19 protein-coding genes, 2 tRNA genes and 1 pseudogene are annotated in these 18,672 nt (G+C 70.4%); 4 read left to right on the forward strand and 18 right to left on the reverse strand.

Features of this window, described 5'->3' with window-relative positions:
- Window positions 1–107: 107 nt before the first annotated feature.
- The 4 genes from ACWC9T_RS16310 to ACWC9T_RS16325 all read right to left on the reverse strand — a co-directional run bounded on the left by ACWC9T_RS16310 (window position 108) and on the right by ACWC9T_RS16325 (window position 3,654).
- Window positions 108–1,085, reverse strand: a complete 978-nt coding sequence (locus tag ACWC9T_RS16310) for a ribose-phosphate diphosphokinase (RefSeq protein WP_449821714.1) — start codon at window positions 1,083–1,085, stop codon at window positions 108–110.
- A gap of 203 nt (window positions 1,086–1,288) precedes the next feature.
- Window positions 1,289–2,743 carry a bifunctional UDP-N-acetylglucosamine diphosphorylase/glucosamine-1-phosphate N-acetyltransferase GlmU gene (glmU, locus tag ACWC9T_RS16315; RefSeq protein ID WP_449821715.1) on the reverse strand — a complete coding sequence of 485 codons (1,455 nt, stop codon included), beginning with the start codon at window positions 2,741–2,743 and terminating at the stop codon, window positions 1,289–1,291.
- Window positions 2,744–2,886: 143 nt separating this feature from the next.
- A tRNA-Gln gene (locus ACWC9T_RS16320) sits at window positions 2,887–2,957 on the reverse strand.
- Window positions 2,958–2,964: 7 nt separating this feature from the next.
- Window positions 2,965–3,654 carry a hypothetical protein gene (locus ACWC9T_RS16325; RefSeq protein WP_449821716.1) on the reverse strand — a complete coding sequence of 230 codons (690 nt, stop codon included), beginning with the start codon at window positions 3,652–3,654 and terminating at the stop codon, window positions 2,965–2,967.
- A 192-nt stretch (window positions 3,655–3,846) separates the two neighbouring features.
- On the opposite strand from ACWC9T_RS16325, the gene ACWC9T_RS16330 reads away from it, so the two are divergent.
- Window positions 3,847–4,827, forward strand: coding sequence for an acyl-CoA desaturase (locus ACWC9T_RS16330; RefSeq protein WP_449821717.1), 981 nt, complete (start codon window positions 3,847–3,849; stop codon window positions 4,825–4,827).
- Window positions 4,828–5,012: 185 nt separating this feature from the next.
- Window positions 5,013–5,615: a TetR/AcrR family transcriptional regulator gene (locus ACWC9T_RS16335; RefSeq protein ID WP_350526162.1), complete on the forward strand. Its 603-nt coding sequence runs from the start codon at window positions 5,013–5,015 to the stop codon at window positions 5,613–5,615.
- A gap of 79 nt (window positions 5,616–5,694) precedes the next feature.
- On the opposite strand, the gene ACWC9T_RS16340 is transcribed toward ACWC9T_RS16335, so the two are convergent.
- Window positions 5,695–6,486 (reverse strand): methyltransferase domain-containing protein, encoded by a 792-nt coding sequence (locus tag ACWC9T_RS16340; RefSeq protein WP_449821718.1) that lies wholly within the window; start codon window positions 6,484–6,486, stop codon window positions 5,695–5,697.
- 111 nt (window positions 6,487–6,597) lie between these two features.
- Here ACWC9T_RS16340 and ACWC9T_RS16345 point away from each other — a divergent pair, with 111 nt between their 5' ends.
- The gene (locus ACWC9T_RS16345) at window positions 6,598–7,095 is read left to right on the forward strand and encodes a MarR family winged helix-turn-helix transcriptional regulator (RefSeq protein WP_449821719.1); all 498 of its coding nucleotides are present in this window, start codon (window positions 6,598–6,600) and stop codon (window positions 7,093–7,095) included.
- A 60-nt stretch (window positions 7,096–7,155) separates the two neighbouring features.
- Here the strand turns inward: ACWC9T_RS16345 and ACWC9T_RS16350 are convergent, their stop codons facing one another.
- The 5 genes from ACWC9T_RS16350 to ACWC9T_RS16370 all read right to left on the reverse strand — a co-directional run bounded on the left by ACWC9T_RS16350 (window position 7,156) and on the right by ACWC9T_RS16370 (window position 11,029).
- On the reverse strand, window positions 7,156–8,052 hold the full coding sequence (locus ACWC9T_RS16350; RefSeq protein ID WP_449821720.1) for a LuxR C-terminal-related transcriptional regulator: 897 nt from the start codon (window positions 8,050–8,052) through the stop codon (window positions 7,156–7,158).
- Between the two features lie 276 nt (window positions 8,053–8,328).
- Window positions 8,329–9,291: a UDP-glucose 4-epimerase GalE gene (galE, locus tag ACWC9T_RS16355; RefSeq protein WP_350739238.1), complete on the reverse strand. Its 963-nt coding sequence runs from the start codon at window positions 9,289–9,291 to the stop codon at window positions 8,329–8,331.
- A gap of 201 nt (window positions 9,292–9,492) precedes the next feature.
- Window positions 9,493–10,161: a LuxR C-terminal-related transcriptional regulator gene (locus tag ACWC9T_RS16360; RefSeq protein ID WP_449821721.1), complete on the reverse strand. Its 669-nt coding sequence runs from the start codon at window positions 10,159–10,161 to the stop codon at window positions 9,493–9,495.
- Window positions 10,162–10,348: 187 nt separating this feature from the next.
- A tRNA-Thr gene (locus ACWC9T_RS16365) sits at window positions 10,349–10,421 on the reverse strand.
- A 155-nt stretch (window positions 10,422–10,576) separates the two neighbouring features.
- Window positions 10,577–11,029, reverse strand: coding sequence for a winged helix-turn-helix transcriptional regulator (locus ACWC9T_RS16370; RefSeq protein WP_449821722.1), 453 nt, complete (start codon window positions 11,027–11,029; stop codon window positions 10,577–10,579).
- A 167-nt stretch (window positions 11,030–11,196) separates the two neighbouring features.
- Here ACWC9T_RS16370 and ACWC9T_RS16375 point away from each other — a divergent pair, with 167 nt between their 5' ends.
- Window positions 11,197–11,793 (forward strand): flavodoxin family protein, encoded by a 597-nt coding sequence (locus ACWC9T_RS16375; protein WP_449821723.1) that lies wholly within the window; start codon window positions 11,197–11,199, stop codon window positions 11,791–11,793.
- A gap of 22 nt (window positions 11,794–11,815) precedes the next feature.
- Here ACWC9T_RS16375 and ACWC9T_RS16380 read toward each other — a convergent pair whose 3' ends face one another.
- From ACWC9T_RS16380 to ACWC9T_RS16415, 8 genes and pseudogenes are all read right to left on the reverse strand, one after another.
- On the reverse strand, window positions 11,816–13,150 hold the full coding sequence (locus tag ACWC9T_RS16380; RefSeq protein ID WP_449821724.1) for an MFS transporter: 1,335 nt from the start codon (window positions 13,148–13,150) through the stop codon (window positions 11,816–11,818).
- Window positions 13,151–13,313: 163 nt separating this feature from the next.
- Window positions 13,314–13,757: a hypothetical protein gene (locus ACWC9T_RS16385; RefSeq protein ID WP_449821725.1), complete on the reverse strand. Its 444-nt coding sequence runs from the start codon at window positions 13,755–13,757 to the stop codon at window positions 13,314–13,316.
- Between the two features lie 14 nt (window positions 13,758–13,771).
- A complete protein-coding gene (locus tag ACWC9T_RS16390; RefSeq protein ID WP_449821781.1) occupies window positions 13,772–14,329 on the reverse strand; it encodes an ADP-ribosyltransferase in 558 nt (185 codons plus the stop codon).
- 576 nt (window positions 14,330–14,905) lie between these two features.
- Window positions 14,906–16,116, reverse strand: a pseudogene (locus tag ACWC9T_RS16395) (putative T7SS-secreted protein).
- A 4-nt stretch (window positions 16,117–16,120) separates the two neighbouring features.
- Entirely contained in the window at window positions 16,121–16,660 is a 540-nt protein-coding gene (locus tag ACWC9T_RS16400; protein ID WP_449821726.1) for a hypothetical protein, read from the reverse strand.
- Between the two features lie 25 nt (window positions 16,661–16,685).
- A complete protein-coding gene (locus tag ACWC9T_RS16405; protein WP_449821782.1) occupies window positions 16,686–17,081 on the reverse strand; it encodes an SseB family protein in 396 nt (131 codons plus the stop codon).
- A 497-nt stretch (window positions 17,082–17,578) separates the two neighbouring features.
- On the reverse strand, window positions 17,579–17,782 hold the full coding sequence (locus ACWC9T_RS16410; RefSeq protein ID WP_449821727.1) for a DUF397 domain-containing protein: 204 nt from the start codon (window positions 17,780–17,782) through the stop codon (window positions 17,579–17,581).
- Entirely contained in the window at window positions 17,779–18,639 is an 861-nt protein-coding gene (locus ACWC9T_RS16415; protein WP_449821783.1) for a helix-turn-helix domain-containing protein, read from the reverse strand. The genes ACWC9T_RS16410 and ACWC9T_RS16415 overlap by 4 nt, the downstream gene beginning before the upstream one ends.
- Between the last annotated feature and the right edge of the window lie 33 nt (window positions 18,640–18,672).

Raw genomic sequence — 18,672 nt, forward strand, 5'->3', positions numbered from 1 at the left:
CCGGGCCGCACCCGAATCGCCGTCAGCTCTGGACCCACGCGCTCAGCCTGCTCCTCGGCCTGGTGCCCTCGATCGAGGGGGGCCGGGGCCGCCGCGCGGGGCCTTCGTCAGTGCACGCCCTCGAAGAGGCTCGTGACCGAACCCTCCTCGAACACCTCGTGGATCGCGGCCGCGATCGAGGGGGCGATGGACAGCGTGGTGATCTTGTCCAGCTGGAGCTGCGCCGGGGTGGGCAGCGTGTTGGTGAACACGAACTCGCTCACCCGCGAGTTCTTCAGCCGGTCCGCGGCCGGGCCGGAGAGCACGCCGTGGGTGGCGGCCACCAGGACGTCCGCCGCGCCGTTCTCGAACAGCGCGTCGGCGGCGGCGCAGATGGTGCCGGCGGTGTCGATCATGTCGTCGACCAGGACGCAGACCCGGTCCTTGACGTCACCGACGACCTCGGCCGACAGGATGGTGTTGGCCTGGGTGATGTCGCGGCGCTTGTGGATGATCGCCAGCGGGGCGTCCAGGCGGTCGCACCACTGGTCGGCGACCTTCACCCGGCCGGCGTCCGGCGAGACGATGGTCAGCTTGGAGCGGTCGACCCGCTCGCCCACGTAGTCCGCCAGCAGCGGCAGCGCGAACAGGTGGTCCACCGGGCCGTCGAAGAAGCCCTGGATCTGCGCGGTGTGCAGGTCCACGGCCATCAGGCGGTCGGCACCGGCCTGGCGCAGCAGGTCGGCGACCAGGCGGGCCGAGATGGGCTCGCGGCCCAGGTGCTTCTTGTCCTGGCGGGCGTACCCGTAGAACGGCAGGATCGCGGTGATGCTCCGGGCGGAGGCCCGCTTCAGAGCATCGATCATGATCAGCTGTTCCATGATCCACTGGTTGATGGGAGCCGTGTGGCTCTGCATCACGAAGCAGTCCGCACCGCGCGCCGACTCCAGGAAGCGGACGTAGATCTCGCCGTTGGCGAAGTCCAGGGCCTTGGTCGGGACCAGCTCGGTCCCCAGCGCCTCGGCCACCTCCTTCGCCAGCTCCGGGTGGGCACGGCCGGAGAAGAGCTTCAGCTTCTTCTCACCCGACGTCGTGATCCCGCTCACTGCACCGTCTCCTCGCGTTTGCGGACGCTGAACCCCGTCCCCGTGGAGGGCAGGCGCAGCCCGCGCTCACGGGGGATCAGGGAATTTTCGGTACGCCTGGACACGGGCGGTAAGCCCAGTGGCGCACGTATGTCCCCAAGGTTACGCGCCCGCGTAGAAACCGTCCGCCTCGGGACCGCCCCGCGGGCGCACCGCCCGGCCCGTCAGGCCTCAGCGGCCCCGTCCGTCGCGGCCTTCGCGGCCTCGGCGGACGTGGTCCCGGGGCGCTTGCGCTCGACCCAGCCCTCGATGTTGCGCTGCTGCGCCCGGTTCACGCCCAGTGCGCCCGCCGGGACGTCGCTGGTGATCACCGAGCCCGCGCCGGTGTAAGCGCCGTCACCGATGGTGACCGGAGCGATGAACATGTTGTCCGAGCCGGTGCGGCAGTGCGCGCCGATGACCGTGCGGTGCTTGTTGACCCCGTCGTAGTTCACGGTGACCGAGGCCGCGCCGATGTTGGTGCCCTCGCCGATGGTGGCGTCGCCGATGTAGGAGAGGTGCGGCACCTTGACGCCCTCGCCCAGCTCGGAGTTCTTCACCTCGACGTAGGTTCCGACCTTCGCCTTGCGGGCCAGCTTCGCCCCCGGCCGCAGGTAGGCGTACGGGCCGGCGATGGCCAGCTCGCCGACCTCGGCGCGGTCGGCCGTGGTGTTGCTCACACGGGCGCCGGCACCGACCAGGGTGTCCTTCAGGGTGGAGTTCGGGCCCACCTCGCAGCCCTCGCCCAGGTGGGTGGCACCCTGCAGCTGGGTGTTCGGCAGCACCGCGGCGTCCGGCTCGTACGAGACCTGCACGTCGAACCAGGTGGTCGCCGGGTCCACCACGGTGACGCCCGCGCGCATCGCCCGCTCCAGCAGACGGTCGTTCAGCAGCCGACGGGCCTGCGCCAGCTGGACCCGGTCGTTGATGCCCAGGATGTCCCGGTGGTCCTCGGCGACCACGGCGCCGACCCGGTGTCCGGCCTTGCGCAGGATCTCCAGGGTGTCGGTCAGGTACTCCTCGCCCTGCGAGTTGTCCGTGGTGAGCTCGGCCAGCGCCTCGACCAGCAGTTTGGCGTCGAAGGCGAAGACGCCCGAGTTGATCTCGGTGATCGCGCGCTGGGTGGCGCTGGCGTCCCGCTCCTCGACGATCGCGGCGACGGTGCCGTCCTCGTCACGCAGGATGCGGCCGTAGCCGAAGGGCTCGGGGACGACGGCGGTCAGCACGGTGACCCCGTTCCGCTGCGCGGCGTGGGCGTCGGCCAGCCGGCGCAGGGTCTGCCCGGTCAGCAGCGGCGAGTCACCGGCGGTGACGATCACGGTGCCGTCGAGCACCACGTCCTCCGCGGCCAGCGCCTCCAGCGCCGTGCGCACCGCGTGCCCGGTCCCGTTCTGCTCCTCCTGCACCACCGGCCGCACCGCCGGGTAGTGCGCCGCCAGGTGCTCCTCCACCTGCTCGCGCTGGTGGCCGACCACCACGACGAGCTGCTCCGGCGCCAGTTCACCAGCCGCCGACACCGCGTGACCCACCAGCGAGCGCCCGCACACCTCGTGCAGCACCTTGGGCAGCTTGTTCGACTTCATCCGGGTCCCGCCACCGGCGGCGAGCACGACAACGGCGGCAAGCGAATTGGCACCCATGCGGGGAGGCTCCTCGGTAGGTTCACAGAGAGGGCAGAGCAGGCCCGGCCCGGACCCAGGCCGGTCGCCATTCGCACAGTCCGCCGAGCGGCACCGACAATACCGGCGCACGAATGTACGGCCACATCGGAGGCCTGCAGAGGCTCCGCCGCTAGGATTCGAACCCAGACAAAGGCCTCCAAAGGGCCCTGTGCTGCCATTACACCACGGCGGATGGTGGCTCAGACCCTACCCGAGACCGGCCTGCGATGGGTATCGGCTATACCAATCCACCAGCCCTCGATCCGCCGGTACAGATCAGCGCTGCCGACAACACTGACCACCAGACACCCGTGGTAGCCGGCGCCGGTGTTCTTCCGCATCGTTCGCGGCCTGTGCTTCTTGAGCGTCGTCGGCTGGAAGCCCTCAACGGGAACTCCGGAGATCCCGGCCCAGTAGCGCTCGGCCGCCAACGTGTCGGCCGATTCGTGGATCATGACCCTCAGCCTCCAGCGACTGCGACAGACTCCCAGCAGCGCCAGCCAGGCTAGGAACACCGACACAACATCCGGGTCACTGTTGACGAACTGGACGTACTCCCGACGGTCGTAGGGCTTGTCCTTCGTCCCCTCCGCCCAGTAGAGCGCGACCCCGACTAGGAAGAGCTCCCGATCACTGAGGTCACCGCTCTCAGCACGGGCCGCCGCCTTGGTCGCGCGGCGCCCCTCGTCCCGTTGCCGCCGGATTGGCCCCCACCGGGCCTCGGCAGCCTTCCGCGATTGCTGTCGAGGCGTACTCGGCCGCGGCAGGTCGCGGCACCACAGGGAGATCGAGCTCTTCGACACCCCGACCTCGGCCTGGATCTCGTCGTAGGTGCGCCCCTCTCGGCGGAGGCGGCGGGCGGCTTCGCGCTGTTCGGTCTTCGCTCGCATGCGAAGAGTGTGTGTGCGACTTGTCCCATCACGGGGTGGATCCGGGATTCATCCATCCAGTCGAGTGAATTCACTCAAGCGCCGCGCAGCGGTGTGTTCCCCTGGACACGGAGCGCAACCTACGATGCCGTAGGTTACGCCAACGTAGGCTCCGCTCTGTCCCGCTCAAGGGACGCCGCGAAGGGACGCCCCATGACCATCCAGGCAGGCGAGGCGCGCGCTGGGGGCTCCGCGCACCCCGATCCCTCCCCCGACGCAGCGACCGGGCTGTCCGCCACCCGTGGCGGGGAGAAGCAGGGCTTCGCCGAACGCGTCGCGCTCGCGCTGTTCATCCTCGTGCCGTTCGCCGCGCTGGCCGCCGCCGTGCCGGTGGCCTGGGGGTGGGGGCTGGGGTGGACGGACGCGGCGATCACCGTCGCCATGTACTTCCTCACCTGCCACGGCGTCACCGTCGGCTACCACCGCTACTTCACCCACGGCGCCTTCAAGGCCAACCGCCCGATGCGCCTGGCGCTGGCGATCGCCGGCAGCCTGGCGGTCGAGGGCCCGCTGGTGCGCTGGGTGGCCGACCACCGCAAGCACCACCGATTCAGCGACAAGGACGGCGACCCGCACTCGCCCTGGCGGTACGGCGAGAGCATCCCGGCCCTGATCAAGGGCCTGTGGTGGGCGCACATGGGCTGGATGTTCGACGAGGAGCAGACCCCGCAGCTCAAGTACGCCCCGGACCTGGTCCGCGACCCGGCCATGAGGCGGATCTCCCGGCTGTTCTGGCTCTGGACCATGATCTCGCTGCTGCTGCCCGCGCTGGTCGGCGGCCTGGTGAGCCTGTCCTGGGAGGGCGCGCTGTCCGCCTTCTTCTGGGGGGCGCTGGTCCGGGTGGCGCTGCTGCACCACGTCACCTGGTCGATCAACTCGATCTGCCACGCGGTGGGCCGGCGCCCGTTCCGCTCCCGGGACCGCTCCGGCAACGTCTGGTGGCTGGCGGTGCTCTCCTGCGGCGAGTCCTGGCACAACCTGCACCACGCCGATCCGACCGCGGCCCGGCACGGGGTGCTCCGCGGGCAGATCGACTCCTCGGCCCGGCTGATCCGCTGGTTCGAGCTGGCCGGCTGGGTCCGGGACGTCCGTTGGCCGGACGCACAGCGGATCGCCGCCCGCCGCGCCGCATGAGGCGGCACTTCCAGCATGATGTAGGGGTGAACGGGAGCAGCGCAGACAGCACAGGCGGTCACCACAGCACGCGGACGGACGCGGCGCCCGGAACGGCGCCGGCCCGCCCGCGGGCCGCTGCACCGGCGGGCGCGGACGGCGGCGCGGCCGCCTCGGCCCCGCGCCGCCGGGGCGGCCGGGTCCGGATGACCGGCAAGCAGCGCCGGGAGCAGCTGCTGGAGATCGGCCGGACGGTCTTCGCGGAGCGCGGCTACGACGGCACCTCGGTGGAGGAGATCGCCGAGCGCGCCGGGGTGTCGAAGCCCGTGGTGTACGAGCACTTCGGCGGCAAGGAGGGGCTGTACGCGGTGGTGGTGGACCGCGAGATGCAGCTGCTGCTGGACATGGTGACGGGGGCGCTCACCGGCGGGCACTCGCGCGAGCTGCTGGAGCAGGCCGCGTTCGCGCTGATGGACTACATCGACACCTCGACGGACGGCTTCCGGATCCTGGTCCGGGACTCGCCGGTGGCCCAGTCGACCGGCACCTTCGCCTCGCTGATCAGCGACATCGCCACCCAGGTCGAGGACATCCTGGGCCTGGAGTTCAAGTCCCGCGGCTTCGACGCCCGGCTGGCCCCGATGTACTCGCAGATGCTGGTCGGGATGGTCGCGCTGACCGGCCAGTGGTGGCTGGAGGTCCGCAAGCCGGACAAGGCGACGGTGGCGGCGCACCTGGTGAACCTGGCCTGGCACGGGCTGGAGGGCCTGGAGCGGCACCCGAAGCTGGTCGGCGACCGCAAGGGCTGAGCCCGCACCGGGCCCGGCTCCCACCGCTTCGCCCCTCGCCCCACACCCCGGCTACCGCTCCACCACCGCTTCGCTCCGGCTACCGCTTCACCCCGACCGCGAAGATCCGCCGGAACGGGAAGACCGTCCCGTACCGCCCGGGCGGGTAGGCCTCGCGCAGCAGCCGCCCGTACTCGGCGAGGAAGGCGGCCCGGTCGGCCGGGTCGGCGAGCTGGGTGAGGACGGGCCGCAGCGCGCTGCCCTTGACCCACTCCAGCACCGGGTCCGGCCCGGGGAGCAGGGTGCGGTAGGTGGTCTCCCAGACGTCGGGGAGGCAGTCGGCGGCGGCGAGGGCGTCGAGGTACCGCTCGGGCGGGTGGACGCCGGAGCGGACGGCGTCGGCGCCGAGGGCGTCGCACCAGCGCGGGCTGCGGCGCAGTTCGGCGAGCAGGGTGTGGCTGGGGGCCTCGAAGTTGCCGGGGACCTGGATGGCGACCACTCCGCCCGGACGCAGCGCGGCGGCCCAGCGCGGGATCAGGTCGAGGTGACCGTCGACCCACTGCAGGGTGGCGTTGGAGACGATCAGGTCCGGTCGGGCCGGGGCCGGGTCGTACTCGCGGGCGTCGGCGAGCAGGTAGTCGGCGGTGGGTTCGCCCTCGGCGCGGGCGGTGGCGAGCATCGGGGCGGAGTTGTCGACTCCGGTGATCCGGGCCTGCGGCCAGCGTTCGCGCAGGACGGCGGTGGAGTTGCCCGGGCCGCAGCCGATGTCGAGGATCACGGCGTCGTCCGGATCCGGGAGGGCGGGGACGCGGGCGATCAGTTCGCGCAGCGGGCGGGTGCGTTCGTCGGCGAAGCGCAGGTACTGCGCCGGGTCCCAGACTGGGGTGGTCATGGCTCACCTCGCAGGTATCTCGACATCAAGATATCTCGGTGAAGCCTCGCTGGCATATTTCTCGATGTCAAGAGACTTCACATCGACACATCCACCGATACACTGATCGTCATGGAGGACGAGGTCGACAGGCTGGTCGCAGCGTGGCGTCGAGAGCGCCCCGACCTCGACGTGGAGCCGCTTGAGGTGCTCAGCCGGGTCAGTCGGCTCGCCCGGCACCTGGACCGCGCCCGCCGCACCGCGTTCGCCGAGCACGGCCTGGAGCCTTGGGAGTTCGACGTCCTGACCGCCCTGCGGCGGGCCGGCTCCCCGTACCAGCTCTCCCCCGGCCAGCTGCTCACCCAGACCCTGGTCACGTCCGGCACCATGACCAACCGGATCGACCGCCTCACCGGCAAGGGCCTGGTCAAGCGCCTGCCCGACCCGGGCGACCGGCGCGGCGTCCTGGTCCGGCTCACCGACGACGGCCGCGACCGCGCCGACCAGGCACTGGCCGGACTGCTCGCGCACGAACGCGAACTCCTGGCCCAGCTCAGCTCCGGCCAGCAGGGCGAACTCGCCGCGCTGCTGCGGCTGCTGGTCGCACCGTTCGACAACATCCCGGGCTGAGCCTTCCGCTGTCGCGCAGGAGGCCGCCGCTCGGGAGAACGCCGTTCGGGCGGCCGCCGCTCACGGCGCGGAGGCGACGGACGGCGGTACCGCCGGTTCGGCGGGGCTGACCCCGGCCCGGCGGGCGACCGCGACGGCGGCCAGCGTGGAGTGCACCCCGAGCTTTCCGAGCACGTTCTGCATGTGCGTCCGGACCGTGTGCGGCGACAGGTAGAGCCGCTCGGCGACGGCCTGCCGGCCCAGGCCCGCGACCATGCAGCGCAGGATCTGCTTCTCCCGCGGGGTGAGGGTGTCGACCAGTCGCTCGCTCTCGGTGCGGTCCCGCCGGGCGGTGGTGAGCTCGCGGATCACCCCGGTGAGCAGCGCGGGCGGCAGATGCGTCTCGTCCCGCAGCACGCCCCGGACCACGGCGAGCAGCCTGGCCAGTGAACTCTCCTTCGCCACCCAGCCGGTGGCCCCCGCGTGCAGCGCCCGGGCGGCGCGGTGCGGGTCGTCGGCGGTGGCCAGGACGACGGCGCGCAGTCCGGGGTGGGCGCGGCGGAGCCGGCCGAGCAGGGTGATGCCGTCGGGGGGCGGGGAGACGGCTCTGAGCTGGTCGGCCCGCAGCTGGTCGGCCCGCAGCTGGTCGGTCGGGCGGGCGACGGCCATGGGGACCTCGACCTGGACCGCAGACCGGCGCGGCGGCGGTATGGCCGGGGCCGGGCGGCGCCGGGCCTCCTCGGTCGGCTCGGCGCCGGGCCGGGCCCGGGCGCCTGCGGCCTCGGCCCCCAGGTCGGCGTCGATCAGCGCCACGTCGTAGGCCCGCCCCTCGGCGGCGGCGCGCTCCAGCGCCCGTTCGGCGGCGGCCGCACTGCCGGCCGCGCCCACCTCCACGTCGGGCTCGGCGGCGAGGGCCGCAGCCAGCGCCTCGGCGAAGATCCGGTGGTCGTCGACCACCAGGACCCGGATCCGCCCCATCGTCACTACCCCCTGCTCAGAGCGCCCGAGCCCGGGAGCGGGGACCGGTCCGGCGTGCGTGCTCCGGCCCCGTCGCTCCGCCCGCCCACCGGTTGGCCGGTGAGGCCGGATGGGCGCCGGCCCCCACCGGTACCGCACTCAGCGTACGGGCCGGGAAACCCTCCCGTGGTGGTTTGGTGAAGTTTCGTCAGGAGGTGCGTGAGTGGCCGGACTTGATCGGTCCGGTCGGTCCCGGGGCGCTTTCCGCACCCCGGGACCGACCCGACTCGCCCGTGGTCAGCCGGCGTTCTTCTCCAGGGTGAACTTCCAGGCGTCGGCGACGATGTCGTCCAGGTTCGGACGGCGCGGCGTCCAGCCCAGCGCCTGGTGGGCGCGCTCGGCGGAGGCCACCAGCACGGCCGGGTCACCGGCCCGGCGACCGGCCACCTGCACCGGGATCTCCCGGCCGGTGACGCGCTTGACCGACTCGATCACCTCGCGCACCGAGAAGCCGCTGCCGTTGCCCAGGTTGCAGATCAGGTGCTCGCCCGGCTTGGCGGCGTCCAGCGCCAGCAGGTGCGCCTCGGCCAGGTCCGCGACGTGGATGTAGTCGCGGATGCAGGTGCCGTCCGGGGTCGGGTAGTCGTCGCCGTAGACCGCGATGTGCGGACGCTGGCCCAGCGCGGCCTGGAAGACCAACGGGATCAGGTGCGACTCGGGGTCGTGACGCTCGCCGTAGGCGCCGTACGCGCCGGCCACGTTGAAGTAGCGCAGCGAGACGGCGGCCAGGCCGTGGGCGACGGCCTCGCTGGTGATCAGGTGGTCCACCGCGAGCTTGGTGGCGCCGTAGGTGTTGGTCGGCGCGGTGCGGGCGGTCTCGGCGATCGGCACCGCCTCCGGCTCGCCGTAGGTGGCGGCGGTGGAGGAGAACACCAGCTTGCGCACGCCCGCCGCGCGCATCGCGCTGATCAGCTCCAGCGAACCGGCCACGTTGTTGCGCCAGTACTTCTCCGGGTCCACGACCGACTCGCCGACCTGCGAGGAGGCGGCGAAGTGCAGCACGCCGTCGAAGGAGCCGTCCAGCACCTTGCCGGCCTCCTGGATCCGCCCCTCGACGAACTCGGCGCCGGTCGGGACGCCCTCGCGGAAGCCGGTGGAGAGGTCGTCCAGGACGGTCACCTGGTGCCCCGCCTCCAGCAGGTGGGCTGCCACCACACTGCCGACGTAGCCGGCGCCACCCGTGACCAGGTACTTACTCATGATGAGACCTCCAGCGGGCGATGGTCCGCCCGGTCGGCGGGCCATCGAGGGATTGCGTACGACTGCGGTCAATTGTCCCTGCCCGGCAGGGTGCTCCCGACCACCGGGGCGGTGGCTCCCGGGCTTTCTCACCCAGTCCTCAGCCACCCTCCACAGCCGCCGCCCACGGGCCGTCCTCAGTCCTTGTCCCCGTCCCCGTCCTCAGCCGCCGGACATCCGCTCCAGCAGGCCGGTGCGCGCGGCCACCGCGGCCGCCTCCAGCCGGGTACGCGCGCCCAGCTTCATCAGCACCCGCTGGACGTGGGTACGGGCGGTGCTCGCGGCGATCCGCATCCCGGCGGCGATCGCCGCGGTGTCCTCGCCGTCCGCGATCCGGGCCAGCACCTGCACCTCACGGCGGGTCAGCAGCCGCAGCAGCCGGACCGCCTCGTCGTCCGGTTCGGCCACCGGGCGCAGCAGTTGGTCGAAGGCCCCGCGCAGGATGTCCACCGCCACCGCGGCCTCGCCGGCCCGGGCCCGTCCGATCGCCCGCTCGACCACCTCGATCCGCTCGTCGCTGGGCACGTACCCGGCCGCTCCGGCTGCGAACGCCCCTGCCACGCCCCGCAGTTCACCGACCGGCCCGAGCACGATCACGGCCACCTCGGGGCGCTCCCGGCGGATCCGGCGCAGCCCGTCGAAGGCACCCGGCTCCCCCGGTGCAGCCACGCCCAGCAGGCACACCTCCGGCCGCCGTCCAACCACCAGGTCGGCGGCGACGCCGGCCGGCGAGCCGACCGCGAGCACCCGGTGGCCGCGCAGCTGGAGCGCGGTGGCCAGCGCCTCGGCCAGCAGCCGGTGGTCGTCGACCACCACGAGTCGAACGCCCATGACGCCCTCCCGGTCGGGGTCCGGCTCGCGCCCGCACCCCACGGGCGGGCGGCCGATGACGCACCATCACAACGCATTCCGCACCCGACCCGCTAGGCCACCGCGTGTCGGCGGCCCGGCCGGGCTCGGGCTGTGCTGGTTCATGAAAGCGAAAGACCCCCGCCGTGAGGCGAGGGTCTTTCAGTTGAGCCCCCATGCGGAATCGAACCGCAGACCTTCTCCTTACCATGGAGACGCTCTACCGACTGAGCTATAGGGGCTTGCCGGGCTTGTTTTCCCGGGCCGGTCGAACAAGGAAGACATTACACGGCCGTCGACCCGGAAGGGAAATCGGCCCCGCTCGGCCCCGGTCCGACCGCCCAGGTCCGCGCTCCGACCACTCGGGCGTCCGCCCGGGCGCCCACTCGGGCTCCGTTCAGGCCTCGGCCTGCGCCGCGTCGAACTCCTCGCGGGCCGCGAGCATCTGCCGGGCCCGCCGCTCCGTCCAGCGACCGAGCGGGGAGACCAGCTCGGCCAGTTCCCGGCCGAGCGGCAGCAGGTCGTAGACCACCCGCGGCGGCGTCTCCGGGAAGACCGTGCGGCGCACCAGCCCGTCGCGCTCCAGGGTGCGCAGCGACTGGGTGAGCATCTTGCGGCTGACCCCGCCGATCCCGCGCTGGAGCTCGGAGAAGCGCTGCGGCCCGCAGGCGGCCAGGCTCATCAGGATCAGCAGCGACCACTTGTCGGCCAGCTCGGCGAACATCTCGCGGCTCGGGCAGAGCTGGGCGAAGACGTCGAGCTCCTGCTCCAGCTCCTGCCCCTGCCCCTGCTCCTGCTCCTGCTCCTGGTGCCACCCGATGCCGGTGCAGGCCGTTTCCTCGGTCGTCATACCGACCAGGGTAGCCCGCGGTCTCTAATCCACTCTTGGTAACCAATGGAGACCTGGTCTATATTGGAGACCGTTCGACGGGCCGGGCCCGCGCAGTACGCCCTGTCCGCGCTCCGTCCCCTCCACTTCCCCACCGGCTCACCGCCGTCCCGTACAGGAGTGCCCGCATGACCGCCGTCCGTCCGACCGTCGCCCTCGCCTACCACTCCGGCTACGGCCACACCGCCGTGATAGCCGAGGCCGTCGCCCGCGGCGCCGCCGCCGCCGGTGCCGAGGTCATCTCGATCGCCGTCGACACCATCACCGAGGAGCAGTGGGCCCAGCTGGACGCCGCCGACGCGATCGTCTTCGGCTCCCCCACCTACATGGGCACCGCCTCCGGCGCCTTCCACGTCTTCGCCGAGGCCACCAGCAAGCGCTGGTTCACCGACGCCTGGAAGGACAAGGTCGCGGCCGGCTTCACCAACTCCGCCTCCAAGAGCGGAGACAAGGCCGGCACCCTCGGCTTCTTCCAGACCCTCGCCGCCCAGCACGGCATGAACTGGGTCAACCTCGGCCTCAAGCCCGGCTGGAACGCCACCACCGCCAGCGAGAACGACATCAACCGCCTCGGCTTCTTCAACGGCGCCGCCGCCTCCTCCCCGTCCGACGCCGGCGTCGAGGCCGTCCACAAGGCCGACATCGCGACCGCCGAGCACCTCGGCGCGCGCGTCGCCCAGCACACCGCGGTCCTGCTGGCCGGTCGCGCCGCCCTAGCCGGCTGACCTCCGGGTACGCCGGGTGCGCCTACGCCGCCGGGTCCGTCCCCAGGACGGGCGCCCGGCGGCGTCCGCCGTCCACCGCCGCCAGCTCGGCACCCGTGGTCTCCGGCAGCAGCCACAGACACCCCAGGGCCAGCACGCCCAGCCCCGCCACGTACCAACCCACCGGCTGCGCCGTCCCGTACGCGGCCGTCAGCCTGGTCGCCACCAACGGCGTCGTCGCACCGCCGATCACACCGCCCAGGTTGTACGTCAGCGCGGCCCCGGTGTACCGCACCCGGGTCGGGAACAGCTCCGGCAGGAACGCCGCCACCGGTCCGAACATGCAGCCCAGCACCATCATCGCCCCCGCCAGCCCGACGAACATCAGCGGCCGCCGCACCGTCTCCAACAGCGGGAACAGCACCAGCGCCCAGCCGGCGGCGAGGACCGTCGCCCACTGCAACGTCCGCCGCCGCCCCCACCGGTCACTGCGCGAGGCACTCAGCCACACCGCCACGGCCATCCCCACCGCGCCGACCAGCAGCATCGACAACACCAGCGTGCTCGCCACCCCCAGCCCGGACGTCGCGTACGCCAGCGCGTACGTCGTGGTCAGGTAGAACAGCGCGTACCCCACGGTGATCGCCCCACCGCCCGCCAGCACCGGACGCCAGTGCTCCCGCAACACCTCCACCACCGGCGGCCTGTCCCGCCGCTCGTCCGCGTGGAACAACGGCGACTCCGTCAACCGCAGCCGCACGAACAGCCCCACCGCCACCAGGGCCAGCGAGGCCAGGAACGGCACCCGCCACCCCCACCCCCGGAACGACCCCTCGTCCATGCCGAGTTGGAGCGCCAGGAACACCCCGTTCGCCAACACGAACCCACCCGTCGGCCCCAACTGCAGGACTCCCCCGTACCGCCCCCGCCGCCCGGCCGGCGCGTTCTCCGCGATCAGCAGCGCCGCCCCACCCCACTCCCCGCCCAACCCGACGCCCTGGCACACCCGCAACGCCACCAGCAGCACCGGCGACCACCACCCCCACACCGCGAACCCCGGCAACACCCCCACCGCGGCCGTCGACAACCCCATCAGCAGCAGCGACACCACCAACGTCGCCTTCCGCCCCACCCGGTCACCGAAGTGCCCGAACACCACCGCCCCCAACGGCCGGGCCAGGAACGCCACCGCATACACCGAGAACGCCGCCAACAGCGCCCCCACCGTGCCCAGTTCGGGAAAGAACACCGGCCCGAACACCAGCGCGGCCGCCGTCCCGTACAGGAAGAAGTCGTAGAACTCGATCGCCGTCCCGATCAACGCCGCAGCCGCCGCCCGCCGCAACTGCCCTACCCGCCCAGCACCCTCCGCATCCATACAACCACCCTCCGCATCCATACAACCACCCTCACCACCACCCCGACACCCCCACCAGCCGCCACCCGAGTGACCCCAGCGCACACCCGCGACCCTCACGCCGGAGCGCGTCGGTGGCCTCCACCCCTGTCGTGGGGTGGAGGCCACCGGGTGCTCGTGGGACTCAGCGGCGACGGCCGCGAGGCGGCTCCGACCGTGCGGGCGGTTCCCAGCCTTCGCGCGCCTTCTCATATAGTTCCTGGACGCTAGTCGCCATGGCTCGTGAAGCGGAAACAACGTGCCCAGCCCGTCCACCGTCGGTGTCGGCCGACAACTCAGCCAGAGCCTGAGTCGGAAGCAACGCACGAGATTTCGCGCTTCGCATCTTCATAAGCCAATATCCGGCTGCCTGGGCCGCTGCGGGGCCGACTGCGCGGCGTTCCACCCACCCGGCTGCGTCATCGGCATCACATGCCCAGAGGTACCCGAGCACATCACCCTCATCATTGGCCACGGCGGCATATTCGACCGGCTTGTCGGTCGAATAACTGTAGTCGACCGGCCCACCCTCCAGAACACGCAACTGCATGTCCTCAGCGAGGCGCGGGTTCTCCTTGCCGCTAGTCATCGAATGCGCCTCCTTTACGGCAAAACTTCACCATAGATATCGTACTTTCCATTATTCTGCACGACGACGCGGTCAACGCGCCACTTGACGCCGCGCCCCAACAGTAGCTCTCGCTCGCCATCCCCGTACTCCCCAACTTTCTCCACCCACAGTCCAGGCGTACCTTCAGGCACCTTTAGATGCAGCATGGCCTCCTTGTACGAAAAAGGACTTTCGCCCAGCGACGCCGAAGTGAACCCATCCTCGGTGAATACCTTACCCGCCATCTGTGGAGGGCTCATGCCGATATGTCCAAGGTTGGTCCCACGGCTTATCATCACAGTTTCAGGCACGGGGTGACCCGCCAGGGCCGCGTCAATCTCCGCAATGCGATCCAAATTTGCCTGACTGATGTATCCACCGGATCGCAGGTATCCGTTTATGGGTATGTAATCATCTCCAGTGTAAGCATTCACTGCCTTCTTCTGCGATTCAGGGAGGCTTTCGGCGTAGTGATTCCAGTAATCGGCGCCATAGTGCTCAGCTTCAAGGTTGTCCTTGAAAGTCTTCGCCCTTGCGAGGTCTCGGACCAGGCAACCTTCATCTGATCTTCGGGTGTCAGTCGGCTGAACTCCTCCGGGGTCATGTGCGGTCCACTGCCGGGGGCAGCGCCGCCCTCGACATGCTTCGCTACCGGAGAGGCATCAGAGGCGTCCGCAGGAACAGAGGAATGGTCGACGCTTTGACCTGCAGTACCATCGTGGCCTGTCGGCCCGGAGTGGTCCACGGGGTGACTGTGGTTCGTCGCACCCGCTGAAGTTGTGTTGGCCTCATGAGCCACACCGGCTTCCTCAGCCGACTTAATCGATGGGTGCGCGCTCTCTGGTTTGACCGGACCTGTTTTAAACTCGGGCTGCGGGGTCGGCGTCGGTGAAGGATGAGGCGCTGGTTGAAGCGGGTGCGGCACTTGCTGGGACGGAACGGACTTAGCACTGGCGGCTGTCGTGTCTGCGGCTTCCTGCGCAGGGCTCTTGACGTTCCAGCCCTCAGGCAGGCTGGCCGGGTGAGTCGGCGCTGGCATTGGCGGTTTCGCCGAAACGGCGGCCTTGTCCGCTGCTTCCTTCGCCGCTTTTTCAGCGGCCTCCTTGGCGGCCTTTTCGGCAGCCTCCTTAGCCGCCTTCTCCGCAGCTTCCTTGGCGGTGTTCTTGGCGGCGTTTTCGGCTACGGCGGTGGCTTCGCGTTCGGCGGCGGTGGCGGCGGCGCTGCCGCCGCCGGTTTCGGGGGTGAGCAGCAGGTTGCCGAAGAGTTTGCCGCCGGCTTCGGCGGGGTCGGATCCCCAGCCGCTGCCGACGAGGCCTTTGACGGCTTCGGTCGGGTTGTTGGCGGATGTCGACAGGCCGGCGACGAGACCGGACAGTCCCGTGGCGTACTCGGCGGGGTGCGTGATGTTGTAGGGGTCGAGGGGGTTGACGCTGCGCAGGAGCTTGTTCAGGTCGACGACGCTCTTCACGACGCCGCCGCCGAAGTGTTCGGCCAGCTGCGGGACGGACGTGGCGGTGTCCATCAGGTCGGCTTTGAGGATCTCCGTGCGGCTCGGCATCGCCGGGGCGGACTCCAGGAGGGCCTTGATCGCCGTCAGCGCGGTGCGGGCGGCCGAGTCGCGCTGGGTGCGGGCAGCGTCGAGCTTGTCCTCGGCCTCCTTGAACTGGGCGACCGCGTCCGCGGGGGGGTGTGAACTCGCCGGGGTCGGCCGGCGGGTCGCCCTGGCGCTGGTCGGGCGGCGTCGCGTTGTAGGCCTTCAGCCGCAGGTTGTAGGTCATCGCGTCGTTCATGTAGGTCTTGGCGGCGGCGTCGGACTTCTTCTGTGCCTCCTTCCAGATCCGGACGGCGTCCTTGGCCTGGTCCTGAGCCCAGCTGACGGTGTGGGCGTAGGTGGTCAGGGCAGTGCCGGCCTTCGCGAAGGCGTCCGCCGCGGCGAGCCACTGCTTGGGCTGGGGGTCGAAGTCCCGGCGGAAGTTGTCGCCGGCCTGTCCGGTCCAGTGGTCGGTGTCCAGGCGGGTCAGGCCCTGGCCGGCCTTGTCGAACGCGTCGTGGAACTTCTGCAGGTGCCCGGCGACTCGTTGAGCTTCTTGGCGTCGCCGTGCAGCAGTTCCTTCGGGTCGTCGCTCTGGTCGAGGTTACGCTCGCCGACCTTGAGCCCGGCGTCGTCGGCGATGTCGTCGCCCCAGCCGCTGACGGTCTGTCCGGCGCCGTGCAGACCGGCCGCGTCGAGTGCCTTCCCGGCCAGGTGCCCGCCCTTCTGCAGGCCCTTGGCGACGAACTTCGCCCCGCTGTCGACGACATCGTCGACGAAGTCCACGGCATCACCGAGGAATCCCATGCCGTCACTTCTCCCCGGCCGGCGGGACGGGGCCGACCGTCGCGGTCAGCGTCATGTTGACCATGCCGGGTTTCTGGACCGCGTCCTGAGCCGCCTTCTTCCACTGCTGCTTGATGTCGTCCCCGGCCTTGTCGAACGACTCGCCCGAGTAGTCCGGGTGCATGAAGTCGTTGATCGGGTTGTCGGCCCACACCTGCGACCACGACTCGTGCTCGACCTGTTCCTCGGTCAGGTGGGGATTGCCGATCACGCCGGCCACGACATCCTTCGCCAGCCCGCTCGCGTACTGCTCCTGCTCGTAGTACGTGCCCGCGGCCAGACCGACCTTGCTCGCCATGTCCGAGCCCTTCACCACCAGCGACCTGACCGCCCAGCTCCAGCGCTCGCAGAACTCCCCGAACGTCGTCGACAACTCGAAGTCGCCGGCATCCATCCCGCCCAACTCCAGCTCGGTGAAACCTCGTCCACCCTCCGCGATCCCGGCTATGCCGATCGACTTCAACTCGGCAATCACCCCGTTGAGACCGTCCGCCGCCAGCTTCAACGCCTCAGGATCCGCCTGATAACCCTCACCCAACGCCCACACCCCCCGTCGTCACCGGCCCGTCCAGAGCCACCGCGTCCGGCACGATCCCCCGCACCGGAGGAAAGAGCATCGGCTCCTTCCCCGCCACATCCAGCGCGATCCCCCCGGGCACACCAAGCCCCGGCACCGCCACATCCAACAACCGGCTACCGAACACCGTCATATACGGGAAGCCCTCCAGCGGCAGTCCCTTCGACCGCACGAATGCCGCCAGCTCCTCCTCGGACGAGAACGCGAAGACCCACCGCAAACCCCCCTCGTCCGCCGTCCACACCGCCTCATCACCCCACAACGGCACCAGCACCGCACTCAGCCGAAACTGCGCCACCATCACCGCCGGATCCCCGGCCCCCAACCGCACCATCCGCACCTGATGCACCAAGCCTGCGTTACGCACCGTCACCCCAAGTCACAGACCACTCGACACCCTAGCGCACACACTTTCGAACAGAGCGTCACCGGCTCAGGTGGGCTCCCCGGGCCGCCTGCCGCCCTCACCGCGGTTCGGCGCCGCCCGCAGCCGCTCCCGCTGCTCCGGTCCGCGCCCGTTGCCGCGCAAAGTGGCATGCTGGCGTCCCCTCAGAGCAAGGTTCACGACCAGCGGTTCGCGGGGATGCACTGCCGTTCTCGATGCGGGCGGCGACGGGGGCGCGCCGTCAATCGGGTGCCCAGAAGGACGGACACCAGCCGCCGTGTCGCCGACAGGTTCGGGCACGGAGCCGCGCACCGCCCGCGCACTGCTCAGCTGCGACTGCGGGACGCAACCGGAACCGTCAACCCGGCCGAGACCGGCACCGCCAACAGCCTGCGGTGTCCGGGCGCCATCCCCGCACCGGCGCAGCCGCCCCTCGTCAAGCGAGGGGCGGCTGCACTGCGTCAAGCGTTGAGGCCACCGTGGTGGTCGAACTCGCCCGCTTTAACCCCTTGGATGAACCTCTCGAACTTGGCCGGGGTGGTGCGGACGACTATGCCGCCGTCGTCGGACTCGCGGAGTTCGACCTGCCCGTCGGCTGTCCGAACCTCGACGCACGTGTCATTGGCTCCCGAGTAGCTGGACTTCTGCCACTTGATACCACTCATACCTTGCTTTCCATCTCTTCCTTGATGTTCCGCATAAACGTTCGCGAGTCATCCTCTGACAGAGCGACGGCGGTCATGCGGGCAAGGATCTCGCGGAAGGCTGCAAGGTGGGCTGGCGAGTCGTAGAGAACGATGCCGTGACCGGTGTCCATCTGGACAGTGTCCAGCTCGGACACCGGCCCTTCGGCGAACGTGAGGTTCTCACTGGGGCCCGGGATGGTTCCGGCATCGAACGGCACCACTCGGATGGAGATCCCCGGGCTCTCGGAGTCCTCGATCAGAGCATCGAGTTGCTCGCCAAGAACCTTCGTCCCGCTGAACTGCATGCGTAGCGCCGCTTCGTGGATGAACGCGGAGTATGGCGCCGCCCCGGACCGGATGACACGTTGCCTCTGCATGCGGAAGGCGGTTCTGAGATCAACTTCGTGACGGGCCGGGGTCGGGAAGGCTTGGCTGAATACCGCCGAGGCGTAGGCGCCTGTCTGAAGAAGTCCCGGGATGAAAGTGATCGTAAAGGTGGACAGCCTCCGTGCATGGCTCTCAACTTCCGCGATATCGAGGAAGTCAGTCGCCAGCGTCCCCCGATACTCCTCCCACCAGCCCTTCCTGCGGTCTTTGGCGATGCCAACGAGAGCCTCGATCAGCGGCTGATTGGTGCAGCTGCACGCTGCGGCGATCACGCGCAGGCGATCCGCACTGATGCCGATCCTTCCGGACTCCATCTGCGTCACCTGGGCTGGAGTCATCCCGACCGCTCGGCCGAGTTGTGTACCACCGAGCCCAGCCTGCTCCCGCATTCTCCGAAGCTCGATGCCAAGTCGTCGCTGGTGGAGCGTGGGGTTCGAGCGCGGGGGCATGACTTCCTTCCAAGCGTGCAGTCTGACCAAGTG

It is taken from the genome of Kitasatospora sp. NPDC001159 (genome assembly GCF_053598235.1).

What these genes read in the sequence shown, in the direction of transcription:
- glmU (WP_449821715.1), bottom strand. Translation starts at nt 2,743, where the DNA reads ATGGGTGCCAATTCGCTTGCCGCCGTTGTCGTGCTCGCCGCCGGTGGC.
- ACWC9T_RS16325 (WP_449821716.1), bottom strand. Translation starts at nt 3,654, where the DNA reads ATGCGAGCGAAGACCGAACAGCGCGAAGCCGCCCGCCGCCTCCGCCGA.
- ACWC9T_RS16330 (WP_449821717.1), top strand. Translation starts at nt 3,847, where the DNA reads ATGACCATCCAGGCAGGCGAGGCGCGCGCTGGGGGCTCCGCGCACCCC.
- ACWC9T_RS16335 (WP_350526162.1), top strand. Translation starts at nt 5,013, where the DNA reads ATGACCGGCAAGCAGCGCCGGGAGCAGCTGCTGGAGATCGGCCGGACG.
- ACWC9T_RS16340 (WP_449821718.1), bottom strand. Translation starts at nt 6,486, where the DNA reads ATGACCACCCCAGTCTGGGACCCGGCGCAGTACCTGCGCTTCGCCGAC.
- ACWC9T_RS16345 (WP_449821719.1), top strand. Translation starts at nt 6,598, where the DNA reads ATGGAGGACGAGGTCGACAGGCTGGTCGCAGCGTGGCGTCGAGAGCGC.
- ACWC9T_RS16350 (WP_449821720.1), bottom strand. Translation starts at nt 8,052, where the DNA reads ATGGGGCGGATCCGGGTCCTGGTGGTCGACGACCACCGGATCTTCGCC.
- galE (WP_350739238.1), bottom strand. Translation starts at nt 9,291, where the DNA reads ATGAGTAAGTACCTGGTCACGGGTGGCGCCGGCTACGTCGGCAGTGTG.
- ACWC9T_RS16360 (WP_449821721.1), bottom strand. Translation starts at nt 10,161, where the DNA reads ATGGGCGTTCGACTCGTGGTGGTCGACGACCACCGGCTGCTGGCCGAG.
- ACWC9T_RS16370 (WP_449821722.1), bottom strand. Translation starts at nt 11,029, where the DNA reads ATGACGACCGAGGAAACGGCCTGCACCGGCATCGGGTGGCACCAGGAG.
- ACWC9T_RS16375 (WP_449821723.1), top strand. Translation starts at nt 11,197, where the DNA reads ATGACCGCCGTCCGTCCGACCGTCGCCCTCGCCTACCACTCCGGCTAC.
- ACWC9T_RS16380 (WP_449821724.1), bottom strand. Translation starts at nt 13,150, where the DNA reads ATGGATGCGGAGGGTGCTGGGCGGGTAGGGCAGTTGCGGCGGGCGGCG.
- ACWC9T_RS16385 (WP_449821725.1), bottom strand. Translation starts at nt 13,757, where the DNA reads ATGACTAGCGGCAAGGAGAACCCGCGCCTCGCTGAGGACATGCAGTTG.
- ACWC9T_RS16410 (WP_449821727.1), bottom strand. Translation starts at nt 17,782, where the DNA reads ATGAGTGGTATCAAGTGGCAGAAGTCCAGCTACTCGGGAGCCAATGAC.
- ACWC9T_RS16415 (WP_449821783.1), bottom strand. Translation starts at nt 18,639, where the DNA reads ATGCCCCCGCGCTCGAACCCCACGCTCCACCAGCGACGACTTGGCATC.